This window comes from Pontibacter sp. CAU 1760 (assembly GCF_054482735.1).
Genome location: NZ_JBTLRL010000009.1, coordinates 124,486 through 140,524 on the forward strand (window position 1 = coordinate 124,486; position 16,039 = coordinate 140,524).

Sequence of the window (16,039 nt, forward strand, 5' to 3'; positions counted from 1 at the left end):
TTGGCACAAGGGTTGTTATAAGAAAGACATCAGGAAAAACTTGAATTGAAATCTTATTAATAAAACTATAGAATGGGAAAGATAATTGGTATTGACTTAGGTACAACCAACTCATGTGTTGCCGTAATGGAGGGAAATGAGCCGGTGGTTATTCCTAACAGCGAAGGCCGCAGAACAACTCCGTCTATCGTTGCTTTTTTGGACAACGGTAACGGCGAGCGTAAAGTGGGTGACCCTGCAAAGCGTCAGGCGATCACAAACCCACAGAACACGATCGCTTCTATCAAGCGTTTCATGGGCCACAGCTACAATGAGGTAAGCGAAGAGGCAAAGCAGGTTTCTTATAAAGTAGTGCAGGGTGGTAACAACACGGTGCGTGTAGAGATTGGCGACAGACAGTACACGCCACAGGAAATCTCAGCGATGGTGCTTCAGAAAATGAAGGCTACTGCAGAAGACTACCTGGGTACTACAGTAACGGAGGCGGTTATTACCGTTCCGGCTTACTTCAACGACGCGCAGCGCCAGGCGACCAAGGAAGCCGGACAGATTGCGGGCCTTGATGTGAAGCGTATCATCAACGAGCCAACAGCAGCAGCGCTTGCCTATGGTTTGGACAAGAAAAGCGTAGACCAGAAGATCGCAGTATTTGACCTTGGTGGCGGTACGTTCGATATCTCTATCCTTGAATTAGGAGATGGCGTATTCGAGGTGCTTTCCACGAACGGCGACACGCACCTGGGTGGTGACGACTTTGACCAGGTAATTATCAACTGGTTGGCTGATGAGTTCAAGAACGACGAAGGCTTGGACCTGCGCAAAGACCCAATGGCCCTGCAGCGTTTGAAAGAAGCAGCAGAGAAAGCAAAAGTGGAGCTTTCTTCTTCTAACGAAACTGAGATTAACCTACCCTACATCATGCCGGTTGACGGTGTGCCAAAGCACCTGGTGCGCAAGTTAAGCCGCGCTAAGTTTGAGCAGTTGGCTGATAGCCTGATCCGCCGCTCAATGGAGCCGTGCAAGCAGGCGCTTAAAGATGCAGGCCTTTCTATCTCCGACATTGACGAGGTGATTCTGGTGGGTGGTTCTACCCGTATCCCGAAGGTGCAGGAAGAAGTAGAGAAATTCTTCGGCAAGAAGCCATCAAAAGGTGTTAACCCGGACGAGGTGGTTGCAGTAGGAGCCGCTATTCAGGGTGGCGTATTGACTGGTGAAGTGAAAGACGTGCTGCTGCTTGACGTAACGCCGCTTTCACTTGGTATCGAGACTATGGGTGGTGTGATGACAAAGTTGATCGAGTCTAACACAACCATACCTACGAAGAAGTCTGAGACGTTCTCGACTGCTTCTGATAACCAGCCGTCTGTAGAGATTCACGTACTTCAGGGTGAGCGCCCAATGGCCCGCGACAACCGCACCATCGGCCGATTCCACCTGGCGGATATTCCACCAGCACCACGCGGCGTTCCGCAGATTGAGGTTATCTTCGACATTGACGCGAACGGTATCCTGCATGTAACTGCCAAGGACAAAGCGACTGGCAAAGAGCAGAAGATCCGTATCGAGGCTTCTTCTGGCCTGAGCGAGCAGGAAATCGAAAAAATGCGCCAGGAGGCTGAAGCCAACGCTGAAGCTGACAAGAAGGCAAAAGAAGAGATCGAGAAGCTGAACGCAGCCGACTCAATGATCTTCCAGACTGAGAAGCAGTTGAAAGAGTACGGTGATAAACTGTCTGCTGGCAACAAGTCTAACATCGAAAACGCCTTGGCAGAGTTGAAAACTGCCCATGGCGCGAAAGATGCAGCCGGTATCGACAAGGCTTTGGAGAACCTGAACAACGCGTGGAGTGCAGCCTCTCAGGAGATGTACAACGCAACCGAAGGTCAGCCAGGCGGCGCCCCAGGTGCTGATGCTGGAAACGGCCAAGCGGGTGGCCCGCAGGACTCTGCCAATGACGGCGGCGTAACTGATGTTGACTACGAAGAAGTAGACGGCAACAAGTAAGCCTTTGTTAATTAGTAATAAATAAAAATCCCCTGTCGGTTTCGGCAGGGGATTTTTTTGTATCGTCTATCATAGTAGGGAAAAATAAAAGGCAGCAATTTTAAGGCTTCAGCTTCAAGCTCTATCCAATTCTTCCATATTGCTTATTTAAGCTGCTATTGTAGTAGCGACTTTGAATTTGGTACTGACTCTGTTGTCGCGACCTGCATAGTATTCTCCTTTCTCAGTACATCTTTCATCAGCTGCTTTTGGTTCTGCACCCACCGTGCGATGCGTTTATGGCTGAGTTCCACGAAGTCGGGCATTTCTTCTGCCAAATTGTTTCGCTCTTCTGGATCTTTTTTCAGGTTGAAAACCTGAGTGACATTTTATGAGGCATTAAAGATCATCTTATAATCTTACGTCCGGTAGCCAAACAAATTATTGTTGAGAAAATCGGAGTAATATAGCCACTGGTAGTTAGATAGTGTACCTAATAAACGTACATTGTAAACATTTACCAATGCAATAAGTACATGGAGGAAAGCAAAAAAACATACCCGACGCTAACTGCCAGTAATGCTTTCGGCTTGTGCCGAACCATGTACACAAGAGTTAATATTATCAAGCAAATGGCCAAAGCATGTATAAAATCGCAATAGCTCGCCAACAGCACAGTAGAAAGCCGCTTCGTATAAAAAAAGAATGGCTATCGTAAATAATCCTGCTTCTCAAATTAAATAGACAAGCACCAAGCCAATTGTGATACTCCATGTGCGGCGGTAGGCAACTAATTTACTTGAGTTCGTGCTTAATACATTTAGAGTTATAATTATGCAAGCCGCTAGTGACCAGCGCAACTTATAGCATAAGCGAATTTATTTTTGAATGATCTAAATGCTTAAAAACACATACCATACCTATTATATTAGTATAACAGTATATTTCAGTAAATATACCGCATCTTAATTATACCTTTTACGTAATCCTACTAATTATTTACAAATAAATATCTTTTTTCTTATAATGGCTGAAAGCAAGAAGTGGGAGTGGGAAATAAACAATAAATCAAGTTACTTAGGTGTTAAACTATCTGAGTTGTGGTCATATAGGCATCTCTTAATAAGCTTCGTCCGGAAAGATTTCTTGGTGAATTATCAGCAAACAGTGCTTGGCCCAGCCTGGATGCTCCTGCAGCCTATTCTGACTTTAATCACCTACCTGATAATTTTCGGAAGACTGGTGCGCCTTTCTACAGGATCTATACCTCCTATTCTTTTCTACTTTTCTGGTATTATCCTTTGGAATTTTTTTAACGAAAGTTTTGCAGGCACTTCCAGCACCTTCCGGAGCAATGCTCATATATTCAGTAAAGTCTATTTCCCCCGCATGATCTCACCCGTTTCTGTGATGTGCATACAGTTTATCCGGCTCACCATACAACTGTTTCTATTACTGCTTATTTACCTTTACTTCATGCAGTTTAAGGGTTTCAGCCCAAATCTGGGTGCCTTGATTCTAGTATTCCCAATTACATTGGTTGCCTTAGGAGGAATTGGGTTAGGGCTCGGGCTGATCTTCTCAGTTATAACAGTGAAGTATAGGGATTTATCAGGGTTCATTAGTCTTGGCATCCGGCTTCTGATGTTTGCAACTCCTGTCATCTACCCGCTAACCTCACTGGCCCCGGATTTGCGCTGGATCGTGCAGTTAAACCCTTTGACTCCGCTATTCGAGTTGTTCAGGCTGTGTCTGTTCGGTGAGGGGATTGTGAGTTATACCCAATTGACTTATAGCTTGGGCTTTGCAGCGATACTACTGATTGCAGGCATCATGGTATTTAACAAGAAGGCAGATAGCGTTATTGACGTAGTGTAATAAAAGACAATGGCAGAAGTTGTAATTGACGTACAGAATTTATCGAAGCGCTATCGCTTAGGCACTATTGGCACAGGGTCCTTTAGGCAGGACATGCAGCACTGGTGGACTACCAAGGTACGTAAGAAGAATGACCCCTTCTTTCAGTCCCATAACCTGCAGCAAGATGAAGTGGACAGCCTGTGGGCACTGAACGATGTCAGTTTTGACGTGAAGAAAGGGGAATCGTTGGGTGTAATTGGCGATAACGGATCTGGAAAATCCACCTTACTAAAAATAATTTCGCGGATTGTTGTGCCAACAAACGGAAAAGTGATGGGCAATGGCAAAGTAAGCAGTTTGCTGGAGGTGGGTACAGGGTTTGACAACGAGCTCACCGGCAGAGAGAACATATACCTGAGCGGCTACATATTAGGGATGGGCCGCGAAGAGATCAGGCAAAAGTTTGATGAGATTGTAGAGTTCTCCGGTATTGAGCGCTTTATTGATACTCCTGTGAAGAGATACTCCTCGGGTATGTATGTACGATTGGCATTTGCGGTTGCGGCGCACCTCGAGCCAGACATTCTCATCGTAGACGAGGTGCTGGCAGTAGGTGACACAGACTTCCAGAAAAAGTGCCTTGGCAAGATGCGAGACATCTCCCAGACAGACGGAAGAACGATCCTTTTTGTGAGCCATAGCATGCAAGCCGTTAATAGCCTTTGCGACAAAGCACTCTGGTTGCACAAAGGTACTGTAAAGCACTGGGGAAATGCCGCTGACGTTGTCAACAAGTATGTATCCAGTATACAGAAGCACCGCCTGCACCAAGCCTGGGATAACCTGGATGATGCGCCTGGCAATGATTTGATTCGGGTGAAAAGTGTCGAGATCATACCTCACCTGGAGAATCCTTCTGACATGATTGACATCCGAACACCTTTAACTGTCAAGTTCAAATTCTGGAATCTCCAGGACAAAGTAAACATCAGCACACGAATGCTTTTGTTCTCATACAACGGAGAGTGTATTTTCAACGTACTGTCGCCATCGGTTAGTTGCTATACAGCTGGCATTATGGAAGGGGAATGCACAATACCAGGCGACTTTTTGAACGATGGTTCCTATTATATTTCGTTTAATTTTCTGAAAGATACTGCCGTCCACTTGTTAGATTTTAACGAGTGCGTCTCATTTGACATGGAAGATTACCGCGGAGACCTGCAATGGTATGGTAAGTGGTGGGGAAGCGTGAGACCACAGTTTCCTGTTTACCTTGAGCAAACAGATATGGTGCTACGCTAGTCGCACTACGGTTAAGCCATATACCTACCCCTGTACTTGTCCTCCCTCCCATAGCTTTTCAACAATAACATGGCAACTGCTGTACTTGATCTGGATATTGACAACCTGCCCCCTGAAATTTCAGGCCTGTCGCAGTATAGTAAAGCCTTCCTGCTGTTGCGCAGCAAAGGGAGGCCTGTTGGCAAGGCGATACTCCCTGTGCAGGATGGTTGCTTACATTTGTCCGATAACCTGGATCAGATTTTGAAGTCCGTTGGCCCTACACTTTGGCTAAGCCAGTTGCATGATTTCCTGGGATATGATGAACGAGAGGTGAGCGGGTATACATTCCCAAAAGCCACCGTAGCAGTTTGTACCCGCGACCGGACAGAGGATCTGGCAAGGTGCCTGGAAGCGCTCATGCGTCTCCCGGATTTGGGTCAGGAATTTCTTGTGATAGACAATTGTCCTCGCACAGAGGATACCATGCACCTGGTGGGCAAATTTCCGCGCGTGCGTTATATACGCGAGGATTTCCCGGGCTTGAATGTCGCTCGCAACAGAGCTATTGCCGAGGCCGCCCATGATATTGTTGCCTTTACTGATGATGATGCCACACCTGACCCTTATTGGCTTCAGGCACTGCTTATCAATTTCAGCAACCCCCTAGTACAGTGTGTGACGGGCCTGACAATGCCACTCCAGCTGGAAACGGAAGCGCAAGAGTGTTTTGAGCTATATGCACCTTTCGGGCGGGGTTTCAGCAGAAAAGAGCATACCAGTGACAATGCCAATCCATTGGCCACAGGGAGGGTAGGCGCAGGTGCCAACATGGCAATCCGGAGGCGTGTATGCAATGAGATCGGCAACTTTGACGAAGCCCTTGATGCCGGTACCCTGACACACTCCGGCGGAGACCATGACATGTTTACCCGAATTCTTACTGCCGGCTATACGATTGTATATGAGCCCCATGCCTTGAGCTGGCACAGGCACCGCAGGACACACGAAGAGTTGTACGCAACCTTATATGGTTACGGTGTTGGTGTTTATGCGCTTTTTACACGGCACCTAACACAGGATAGAGAATGGGGTGTATTCAAGATCGCTTATAAATGGTTCCGCCATAGCCAGTTCAAAATACTTCTGAAAGCTGCCATGAAACGCCCTGACACCATGCCGCTCAAATTAGTATTCGCGGAGTTAAAAGGCTGCCTGGCAGGCCCGATGGCTTATTATAAATCAAAAAGGAAAGTTGAAAAGCAGCGTCGATTATGGAGCCAGACATAACCATCAGTATTGTAATCCCGACGCACAACAGGGCAAAGTCTTTGGAGCACCTGCTCAGTTGCCTTGGCCGGCAATCATACCCCTTGCACCTCATGGAAGTCATTGTGGTAGCAGATGGCTGCTATGACAATACAGGTTCGCTCCTTCGAGGCTTTGAAGCCCCATATGCATTGAAGTACCTGGAGCAGGAAAGCCACGGCGCCGCTATCGCCAGAAACAGGGGAGCGGCTAAAGCCACCGGCCATCTACTACTGTTCCTTGATGATGATATTGAACCATCCAAAGGTTTGGTGGAAGCCCATGTAACAGCCCATACCACCGACAACAATGTAGTGGTGGGGTACCTCCCATACCACTCCACAAAATACATGGGGTTTTATATTAAGGAATTAAAAGCCTGGTGGGAGAACAAATTTCACTTTATGCGGAAAAAGGGCTATCGTTACACTTGCGAGGATTTACTTAGTGGCAACTTCTCGCTACCAGCAACTATGTTCGGCGAGTTAGGCGGCTTTAATGAAAATTTACGTTGCCGGGAAGATTACGAGTTCGGGGTACGCTTAATGAAAGCAAACGCACAATTTGTTTTCTCCTCTAATGCCTGGGGTAAGCATTTAGATGAGGCAACAGATTTCAACAGATCTTTGAAGCGCAAGCAGGAGGAAGGAAAGGCGGATGTGGTATTAGGACGTCTGCACCCTGATTTGATCTCAACCCTTAGAATACACTTTTTTAAAGCGTCGCATAGAAAAACAGAACGTGCTATCATACACGCGGTATACACCTTTCCTTTAATAAGCAAACCAGTTGTGCAGGTATGGCAGCAATGGCTAAAAGTGCTTGAGTGGTTCCGCCTACGTGATAAATGGCATAAACAGGTGGCTCATCTCCAAAATTACTGGTACTTAAGAGGTGTTGCACAAGAGTTGCCCTCCCTAAAGCAACTTCGGGCTTACCTTACACAACCTGATTCGAGAACGGAATATACTGTAACAACAACTGTCGACTTAAAAAAAGGAATTAAGGCTGCTGAACGCATGCTGGATATAGAGCGCCCTCACCAAGTTGTGGTGGTTCTAGGTGATCACTATGTCGGCACCCTAGTGTCCAAACCCGGATCAGAGTGTTGGCGGGGAGAGCATCTTCGCGCTGCTGTGGCAACACAATTAGCAAAAGAATTGAGCCAAGGGCTAGCTGTTGACAGCATCTTTAACGAGAATTCGGTTAGCAAGTCGCCAATCGTCGCTCCTGTGATAAAACGCACTCCCTTACTTTTATAAGCCTACTGCATGGCAACTAAGGTTCTTGAATATGAACTAACGGATGAGTTCCCCAATATTGTATTTGAGGAAAGATTCAAAGATTACCGCATCCTGATTCGGCTAAACAATCAGCCAATCGGATGGGTGCGGAATACCTGTCCGCCGAGCCGAAATGTTACACAGGCACAGTTAAAGGAAGCCATTACCCAGCAACTGGGTGTGCAGCTCTGGCATCAAGCGCAGCACAACAGCTTAAAAAGAGGCCTGAGCCAGCCACCAGCAGAAAAAACAACCGAGGCTGCAGGAATTAGCGTGATTGTTTGCACCCGCAATAGAGCATCATACTTAACAACATGCCTAGGCAGCTTGCTTGCTTTAGATTATCCGACCTTCGAGATAATAATCGTAGACAACGCGCCATCCAACAACGAGACCTTTGAACTGGTAAAAAATATGCCCGTCAGGTATGTGCTGGAAAAGCGCCCAGGGTTAGACTGGGCGAGAAACCGCGGTGTGGCAGAAGCAAGACATAATATTGTAGCCTTCACGGATGATGATGCACAAGTAGACCGGTTGTGGCTTCAGGCCATCGCAAACGCATTCAGGGATGATGCCATCGCAGGTGTCACAGGCTTGGTAGCACCGGCTGAATTGGAGACCAGGGCCCAGCGGATTTTTGAAATCGGCTATGGCGGCATGGGACATGGTTTCCAAAAAAGGACCTTTACGAGACTAAATTTGAGCGACCGGAAATTGTTGCGCGCTGGCAGTATAGGAATTGGCGTGAACATGGCCTTTAGGCGTGAGGCCCTGCTCCGTGGCGGCCAATTTGATGTCGCCCTGGATGTAGGCACTCCTAGCCATGGGGCTGGCGATGTGGAGTTGTTCCATAGGCTGATGGCTTTAGGGTATACCCTGGTTTATGACCCTAATATGCTGGTATGGCATACACACCGACGGCAGCTTGATGAAACAGAAAAGCAAATTGAAGCCAACGGGCGCAGCTTTGGGTGTTACCTAATAACCTGTAGCCGCAACAAAACAGTTAAAAGCACTGCTATTCTACAATTCCTGCTAATTGACTGGCTTTACAAGTGGATACTGAAAAACTTGCTAAAACCACCCCACTGCTTGCCCCGCAGGTTTTCCCTCATAGAATTTAAGGGCATGCTGAAAAGTCCGGTCGCTTACAGAAAAGCCCAGGCAGAGGCCAGAAAAATAATTGCCAATTGCAAAACTCCATCTACGTTTTCCAACGCTAATAAAGCTTTATGACCCCTTCCTCCTGCTCCATCACCGTCGCGATTCCGGCCCTGAATGCGACGAAAGCCCTTACCTTAACTCTAGAGTCAGTTTTAGCCCAGACCTACCAGGATTGGGAGTGCCTTGTGGCGGGCGACGACCTAACTGACATAGCAAGGAATATTGCGTGTGCTTATGAAAAAAAAGATAACAGAGTAAGGTACATCGGAGAGCATACCCAGGACGACATATATGCTGCATGCATAAAAGAAGCAAAATTCAACCTAATCTTGTTCCTTGAAGTTGGAGACTGCGTATCGCCGCAACACTTGCTTAAACTTCAAAATGTGTACCCGCTTTCCTATTATCAACTAAAGTTCGAGACTAGTCATGACTTACCGTCTATGCTATACACGGTCAGGGAGGAAGCAAGCAATAGTATGTTTCCCAAACAAACACGACTGCAACTCGCGCGCGCCTTTCTGCAATACCAAAATAAAGCACTTCCTCTAACAGTAAGTCAATTTTATGCACTTGAAATTGATGCGGCTCAACCAATCCGAGATTTATTTCCACCAAGCCAGGCCGAACGATTGTTTTGTGCAGTGAAGTTTGAGGGCGAATATTTGGGTACCCTAGAACTGCCTATCTGTGACGGGAATGTACCTGAGCGGCTGTTACGAGATGCGATTGCCGCTAAATTTGCATGGCAAATACTAGGAAAGTATTTAGCGCAAACAACATACCGGTATATACCTTCCGATAAACCGCAAACCACTACTTCCTCTGACTATGATGAACAAGTGCATAATGAGTTAGGCTGGCAGGAATTTCTTCGCCAGTTGTGGGGCAAGCCGGAAATGACCACCGCAGAGTTCTATAACCCATCAAAAAGCAAAGACAAAGGCACACACCAGCTTGAGTATACAGCACTACAGTGTGTCGAGATCAGCGGTGACCTGCCTACCATAGTTGCAGCTGTACCTGAAGTACACATTACTTTTACGGCCGGTGGAATACGGGCAGGCGTCGTCTCTTTGCCCGTGACAGAGGGCAAGGTGACGGCACATGCGCTGAGAGCTGCTATCACCAGTGCCGCCAACTTTGAGCTTTGCCGAATCTGTGTGCGGGAAGCACTTATTGGAAGTCCATTGGATGCCCGGACGACACTTCGGGAAAAACTCCAAAGCATAAGCAACAGCTATTCGGAGCAAAACACCGGCGAAAATGAGACGACCGCAACGAACAGTTTGCCGCCAGATGCTGCGGTTGTGCTATGCCAGCGGTTTGACAAAATCGGGACCAGTGCCTCCCGGTATGGCTATTTACCGTCTGAAGCAACACCAGAAGTTCTGCAAATGGTGGAAGCCATGCAAGAACCGTTCGAACACATAGACTTGCCAGGTATAGGCGCTAAGCAGATTGCGTATATGCCTTCAGCATTCAAAACTGTAATGTCGGCTACCCCTAAGCCTTCTCACCAGACCAGTTCTAAAAAAGAAGCAAGCTTAGTCTTTGGCCGCAGCTACTTCGAATCCCTGTTTATAAAGAACCCGGACCCCTGGAAGTATACTCACCCCTATGAGCAGACAAAGTATGAACAGACGCTGTCGCTCTTACCAGACATCTCTTTTGACAGGGCGTTGGAGATAGCCTGTGCAGAAGGCCATTTTACGCAAATGCTTGCCCCCCGTGTCAAGCAACTCACCGCGACAGACATCTCAGAGATAGCCCTCAAAAGAGCCGCTGCCCGCTGTGGCGAGCAAGACAACATTCAGTATAAACAATTCGACCTGCTGAAAGACCCTATCCCTGGCACCTACGACCTGATGGTGTGCAGTGAAATGCTATATTTCCTGGTGAGTGTATCTGTGTTAGAAACGGTAGCTTCCAAAATGGTGGCATCTCTGTCTCAAGAGGGCTATTTACTGATGGCGCACGCACATCAGATCATCGATGATCCTAAGTCTGCGGGGTATGACTGGGGTTTCCCTTTTGGCGCCAAAGTTATCGGTGAGGTATTCGCTAAAGTGCCAGGCTTGCAACTGATACAGGAGATCAGGACACCCCTATACCGCATCCAGCTCTTTCAACGTAAGAAGCCGACCTTCTTTGGTTTATTCAATCGAAGCAATTCTGCCGTTATTACCCAGCTTCCACAACCAACTGATTTACCTCCCCGGGTGGCCGGCACCGTGTACTGGGAAGGTGGCAAACCCTCCGAATCTACTTTTGATGCTCCCGTAACAACCACAGCTTTACCAATCCTGATGTACCATCGGGTGGCACCTGATGGCGCTCAGAACATGCAACGCTACCGAGTCACTCCCGAAAGGTTTGAAGAGCAGTTGCGCTTTCTGCGGGACAGCGGTTATTACAGCGTTGGTGCACAAGAATGGATAGAAGCAGCCATAGATAAAAAGCCGTTGCTTGGACGGGCCGTAATTATTACGTTTGATGACGGATACAGCGACTTTTACGAGTATGCCTGGCCGTTATTAAAGCGCTATGGCTTTTCTGCCACCGTCTTCACCGTTACAGGTATGGTGGGGCAGGTAAACAAGTGGGACAGTGAATTTGGAGAAGAGGTTCAGTTAATGAGATGGCAGCAAATCCGACAGCTGTATCGGGAGGGAGTTTCCTTTGAAGCACATACTGTCACTCATCAACCTCTTACTGATTTGTCGCCTTTAGAAATCACCAGAGAACTAGTTGGTGCCAGAACTGCCTTAAAGCAGCAGGCAGACATCAATCCGAGCATAATCGCGTACCCGTATGGCGCTACAGATGAAGTTGTGGCACATCTTGCCGGTGTGTGTGGCTATACCGCTGGTTTCGGGTGTGCCGCAGGCAGAGCTACCTTCCAGCATTCCCTCCTACAGCTACCCCGTATCGAAGTGAAAGGCTCGGATGATTTACAACAGTTTGTTTTCAAGTTGGAATCTTAGAGTGCAAAGCCAAATCAAGCTTCTATTCATCAAAGATAATTATCGCGTATAACGGATAGTATTTCCCCAAATTGGATTTCAAAAGACTTAATTTGCCTAGTTTAAATCCTGTCCATAGCAGTTTACCTGCTATAGACAGGGTGCTTGCTTCAATGAGAACAATTATGTCTCGCATCCCCTCTACTCCGCCAGAAATTCTGCCACTATCCCTGAAGGATAGCGAGCGGCCACTTTGGTCTGTCATGATTCCGGTATATAACTGCTCAGAATTCCTGGTTTATACGCTAACGAGTGTGTTGGCCGAGGGTATACCAATCGGCCAGATGCAAATTGAGGTAGTGGATGATGCCAGCACTGATGCGGATGTAAAAGCCTTGGTAGAGCAAATCGGGAAGGGGCGAGTAAAATACCACAGGCAGCCGGACAATGTCGGAAGCCTTCGAAATTTTGAAACTTGCTTAAACAGAGCACAGGGCAAGTGGGTACACATCCTGCACGGAGACGACCGTGTGCTGGAGGGGTTTTACGGCGCCATGCAAGGCTTGTTCGAGGATTATCCGAAAGCAGGGGCTGCGTTTTGCAGGTTTCAATACATAAATGAGCACAATATGTTGTGCAAGCGTGCCCCGGTTCCTGCCATGGAAAAACCCGGCATATTAGAAAATGGCTTATTAAGGATAAGCGAAAAGCAGCTTATTCAGTATGTTACGATGGTGGTAAAAAGGGAGGTATACGAGCAACTTGGTAGCTTTTACGGGTTAATTTACGGAGAAGACTGGGAGATGTGGGTGCGTATAGCAAAGCACTATCCTATTGCCTACACCCCGCAAATTTTGGCAGAATACAGGAAGCATGCTAACTCAATCTCTGGCGTAAAATTTTTGACAGGCGATTATATGCAGGATGCAACACAGCTATTCGGGTTAATACAGCACCATGTTCCACCGCAGCACCGGAAGTCGGTCATGCGACGGGCACGGAAGAATTTTGCGCTATACGGTGTGAGCACTGCTAATACCCTCTGGCGGACTCACCGAAACAAAAGCTATGTAATTGCTAACCTTAAGCAGAGCTTCAAAATGCATATCGGGATATACCTTTGCTACAAAGCAGCAAAAGTTGTCGCCAAGATGCTACTGAAAAGGTATATATAATAATAGATATATCCTTTTCAATTAGCAGATTAGCCGCATTAATAGTGCTTCTCCAAGAAGGCCAGCACATCCTCCTCCTCTATTGCATGGAATATTTTCGCCCCGGACAAAAGCGGGAACAACGTGTTAAACTCGTCATATAAATGCTCATGCCCGCAGCGGGAGAAGATAACGTTTTTTCCGCCGAAATAACTGGCCAAAGCGGCTGTGCCGCCATGCACCGAAACAAAGTGCTCGCAGTTTGCATAGAGCATTAGCTGAAAATGGTTAAAATTATTCACCACTTCCGAATACTGCTGATACAATTCATCTGCTAAAATAACATCCGGATAATTAGCCTTGATGAAATCAACCTCGTTCAGTTCTAAAATAGTGCTGTTATCCGTAACAATACTTTGCTCGTTAGGACGGTTATACACCACCTGGTATTTTTTACTAAGCCTCGCCAGCATCTTGTCCAGCAAGGGTATGCTGAAAAAATTGATTGGCTGGTTTTTCCACTCTGTGTTGTATTTATTTCCGATGATGAGAAGTGGCTTGTCAAAAACAAAGAGCTCATTGCGGTATTGCGCCTTCAGGGGAACCTGCGCCCATTTATCCAACTGTATTTGCCTACAGTGATACACGTTGGGAATATCCATGTTCATCCGCTCTATTGTCCGCTCCTGGTACCTCTCCTCGTGGTCTGGGCTAAAAAAGTAAAGTTCCTTGGTATAATTGCAGGAGATAGTCTTCTCTAAGGTCCCGTTTAGGTAATGCCAATAAGCAAATGGAAGCACGAACGTCAGTTCCTGCTGAAACTCTTGTTGATAATCTATTTTCTTGTACCTGCTTTTAAAGACATAATCGCTTACAAAATACTTTTTCTGTAGAAGCCTTGCATAGGTATTGGTCCAGGCGAAAAAAGCTGGAGTACCATGACTGAACGGGCTAACCACAATCCGCTTTATCGTAGATAAGCTTGATTGGGGTTTCTCTCTCTTATAATCAGCTAAGGTATGGCTCGGGTTCATGCAGTCGGGTACTTGGGCGTATTTTAAACATTCCTCCTTAAACGTATGTGATGCTCACAAGTTAGACCATTAGAACAACTTTTTAAGCTTTTATTACAATAATCAGCAGCTACAATTAACATTCTCACAACCAATTTGTAAGCCTTCCTTTATCATCAGAACAAGACAATTTCCTATGTTATAGTCGCACACATGGCAGTACATATCCCCAAAAAAACAAGCGCAATACCTGTCCGATATCGCGCTTGTTTTTTATGAGTGAGTATACCCTGGACTTAGTCCAAATCCCGGTCTCCTCTTTTCAGCTCCTCCACCGAACGCATTACTTTGTCTTTTAGGCTGCTTTTATACTTCTCCAACCGGTCGGCGGTGGCAGCGCTGGTGGTGCCGATGATCTGGGCGGCCAGTATACCTGCGTTCAAAGCGCCGTCCAGGGCAACCGTAGCCACCGGGATGCCGCCTGGCATTTGCAGGATGGACAACACAGAGTCCCATCCGTCAATAGAGTTGCTCGACTTTACCGGAACCCCAATAACTGGCAACGTGGTAAGCGAAGCTACCATTCCGGGCAAGTGTGCTGCGCCACCAGCTCCGGCAATAATCACTTTAAGGCCTCTTTTGCGGGCCGACTCAGCGTATTCGATCATACGGTGCGGCGTACGGTGCGCCGACACAATTGTCAGTTCGTACGGAACATTCAGGGTTTCTAAAATCTCGGCGGCGGCATCCATCACCCTCAGGTCAGACTGGCTCCCCATGATGATACCTACCAGCGGTTGTGTGTTTGGTTTTTCTTCGGCCATTGTTTATGCTTTAACTTTAATTACGTTTTTGATGGAAGCCGCCCGTTGCTGTGCTTCTTCCAGGTTCTGCCCCAGCACCGTGATGTGCCCCATTTTGCGTGCAGGACGGGTATATTTCTTGCCATACAGGTGGATGTATACCCCCGGTACTGCTAAAGCTTCCTGCAACCCTTCGTAAGCCGCTTCCCCGTCGTAGCCAGGTTCTCCCAACAGGTTCAGCATCACGGCAGCGCTTTGTATCTCGGTAGAGCCTAGCGGTAAGTTCAGGATCGCACGAAGGTGCTGCTCATACTGCGAAGTATAGTTGGCCTTGATGGTATGGTGCCCGCTGTTGTGCGGCCTTGGTGCCACCTCGTTCACCAGTATTTGGCCGTCCTTTGTCAGGAACATCTCAACAGCCAAGATACCGACCATCCCGAAAGCCTCGATAACGCGCGTGGCAATCTCGATGGCCATGCGCTGTAATTTGTAAGGCACGTTAGCGGGCGCGAACAAAGAGTCCACCAGGTTATGCTCCGGGTGAAAGCTCAGTTCTACCACCGGAAAGGCGGTTACCTCCCCATTGGCGTTGCGGGCCACAATCACGGAGATCTCCTTCTCAAAATCCACCAGTTTCTCTAGCACCGAAGGCTCCGTGAAGGCCTTGCCGAAATCCTGCTCGCTCGTTAGTCGGGTTACGCCACGGCCATCGTAGCCCTCGCGGCGTAATTTCTGAAAGGCGGGCAGGAAACTTTTATGGTCATCCAACTCAGCTTTCTCTTGCACCAGTATAAAATCAGAAGTGGGGATGCTGTGCTTTAAGTAAAACTCCTTCTGTAAACCCTTGTCCTGAATGGTGCGCACCGTCTGGGCATCCGGGTACACTTTCACGCCTTCCTGCTCCAGTTTCTCCAGCGCATCCGCATTCACGTGCTCAATCTCGATGGTGAGTATGTCGCAGTTCTTCCCGAACTCATACACGGTGTCAAAATCGCGGAAGCTTCCCACAAAAAACTCGTTGCAGATATCTTTGCAAGGGGCATTCTCGTCCGGGTCCAGCACCAGGGTATAGATGTTGAAATCTAGTCCGGCCTGCATCAGCATGCGGCCCAGTTGCCCGCCACCCAAAATGCCAAGCTTTACTTCTCCTTTCATGTCGAGGTCTTTAGGTTGTTATTTCCTCAAAAATACGGATAATGCGCGAACCTCCCGCCTTGTTTT

Annotated in this window: 11 protein-coding genes; 8 read left to right on the forward strand and 3 right to left on the reverse strand. The window is 47.5% G+C overall.

Annotation, left to right across the window (positions count from 1 at the left end; all coding sequences use genetic code 11):
- Window positions 1-72: 72 nt before the first annotated feature.
- The 8 genes from dnaK to ACXYMU_RS14050 all read left to right on the forward strand — a co-directional run bounded on the left by dnaK (window position 73) and on the right by ACXYMU_RS14050 (window position 13,023).
- Window positions 73-2,004, forward strand: coding sequence for a molecular chaperone DnaK (dnaK, locus tag ACXYMU_RS14015; protein ID WP_458987029.1), 1,932 nt, complete (start codon window positions 73-75; stop codon window positions 2,002-2,004).
- 1,005 nt (window positions 2,005-3,009) lie between these two features.
- Window positions 3,010-3,861, forward strand: coding sequence for an ABC transporter permease (locus ACXYMU_RS14020; RefSeq protein ID WP_458987030.1), 852 nt, complete (start codon window positions 3,010-3,012; stop codon window positions 3,859-3,861).
- 9 nt (window positions 3,862-3,870) lie between these two features.
- Complete coding sequence (locus ACXYMU_RS14025; RefSeq protein WP_458987031.1) at window positions 3,871-5,148, forward strand: ABC transporter ATP-binding protein; 1,278 nt, start codon at window positions 3,871-3,873, stop codon at window positions 5,146-5,148.
- Between the two features lie 69 nt (window positions 5,149-5,217).
- The gene (locus tag ACXYMU_RS14030) at window positions 5,218-6,417 is read left to right on the forward strand and encodes a glycosyltransferase family 2 protein (protein ID WP_458987032.1); all 1,200 of its coding nucleotides are present in this window, start codon (window positions 5,218-5,220) and stop codon (window positions 6,415-6,417) included.
- Entirely contained in the window at window positions 6,402-7,697 is a 1,296-nt protein-coding gene (locus ACXYMU_RS14035) for a glycosyltransferase family 2 protein (protein ID WP_458987033.1), read from the forward strand. Before ACXYMU_RS14030 ends, ACXYMU_RS14035 begins: the two co-directional genes overlap by 16 nt.
- 9 nt (window positions 7,698-7,706) lie before the next feature.
- On the forward strand, window positions 7,707-8,954 hold the full coding sequence (locus ACXYMU_RS14040; protein WP_458987034.1) for a glycosyltransferase family 2 protein: 1,248 nt from the start codon (window positions 7,707-7,709) through the stop codon (window positions 8,952-8,954).
- Window positions 8,951-11,869, forward strand: a complete 2,919-nt coding sequence (locus ACXYMU_RS14045; RefSeq protein ID WP_458987035.1) for a polysaccharide deacetylase family protein — start codon at window positions 8,951-8,953, stop codon at window positions 11,867-11,869. Before ACXYMU_RS14040 ends, ACXYMU_RS14045 begins: the two co-directional genes overlap by 4 nt.
- A gap of 71 nt (window positions 11,870-11,940) precedes the next feature.
- Window positions 11,941-13,023, forward strand: a complete 1,083-nt coding sequence (locus tag ACXYMU_RS14050; protein ID WP_458987036.1) for a glycosyltransferase family 2 protein — start codon at window positions 11,941-11,943, stop codon at window positions 13,021-13,023.
- Between the two features lie 38 nt (window positions 13,024-13,061).
- Here ACXYMU_RS14050 and ACXYMU_RS14055 read toward each other — a convergent pair whose 3' ends face one another.
- From ACXYMU_RS14055 to ACXYMU_RS14065, 3 genes are all read right to left on the reverse strand, one after another.
- Window positions 13,062-14,036 carry a hypothetical protein gene (locus ACXYMU_RS14055; protein WP_458987037.1) on the reverse strand — a complete coding sequence of 325 codons (975 nt, stop codon included), beginning with the start codon at window positions 14,034-14,036 and terminating at the stop codon, window positions 13,062-13,064.
- A 275-nt stretch (window positions 14,037-14,311) separates the two neighbouring features.
- Entirely contained in the window at window positions 14,312-14,839 is a 528-nt protein-coding gene (gene purE, locus ACXYMU_RS14060; RefSeq protein WP_458987038.1) for a 5-(carboxyamino)imidazole ribonucleotide mutase, read from the reverse strand.
- A 3-nt stretch (window positions 14,840-14,842) separates the two neighbouring features.
- Window positions 14,843-15,973, reverse strand: a complete 1,131-nt coding sequence (locus ACXYMU_RS14065) for a 5-(carboxyamino)imidazole ribonucleotide synthase (protein ID WP_458987039.1) — start codon at window positions 15,971-15,973, stop codon at window positions 14,843-14,845.
- Between the last annotated feature and the right edge of the window lie 66 nt (window positions 15,974-16,039).

What these genes read in the sequence shown, in the direction of transcription:
- purE (WP_458987038.1), bottom strand. Translation starts at nt 14,839, where the DNA reads ATGGCCGAAGAAAAACCAAACACACAACCGCTGGTAGGTATCATCATG.
- ACXYMU_RS14045 (WP_458987035.1), top strand. Translation starts at nt 8,951, where the DNA reads ATGACCCCTTCCTCCTGCTCCATCACCGTCGCGATTCCGGCCCTGAAT.
- ACXYMU_RS14065 (WP_458987039.1), bottom strand. Translation starts at nt 15,973, where the DNA reads ATGAAAGGAGAAGTAAAGCTTGGCATTTTGGGTGGCGGGCAACTGGGC.
- ACXYMU_RS14020 (WP_458987030.1), top strand. Translation starts at nt 3,010, where the DNA reads ATGGCTGAAAGCAAGAAGTGGGAGTGGGAAATAAACAATAAATCAAGT.
- ACXYMU_RS14040 (WP_458987034.1), top strand. Translation starts at nt 7,707, where the DNA reads ATGGCAACTAAGGTTCTTGAATATGAACTAACGGATGAGTTCCCCAAT.
- ACXYMU_RS14030 (WP_458987032.1), top strand. Translation starts at nt 5,218, where the DNA reads ATGGCAACTGCTGTACTTGATCTGGATATTGACAACCTGCCCCCTGAA.
- ACXYMU_RS14055 (WP_458987037.1), bottom strand. Translation starts at nt 14,036, where the DNA reads ATGAACCCGAGCCATACCTTAGCTGATTATAAGAGAGAGAAACCCCAA.
- ACXYMU_RS14035 (WP_458987033.1), top strand. Translation starts at nt 6,402, where the DNA reads ATGGAGCCAGACATAACCATCAGTATTGTAATCCCGACGCACAACAGG.
- dnaK (WP_458987029.1), top strand. Translation starts at nt 73, where the DNA reads ATGGGAAAGATAATTGGTATTGACTTAGGTACAACCAACTCATGTGTT.
- ACXYMU_RS14025 (WP_458987031.1), top strand. Translation starts at nt 3,871, where the DNA reads ATGGCAGAAGTTGTAATTGACGTACAGAATTTATCGAAGCGCTATCGC.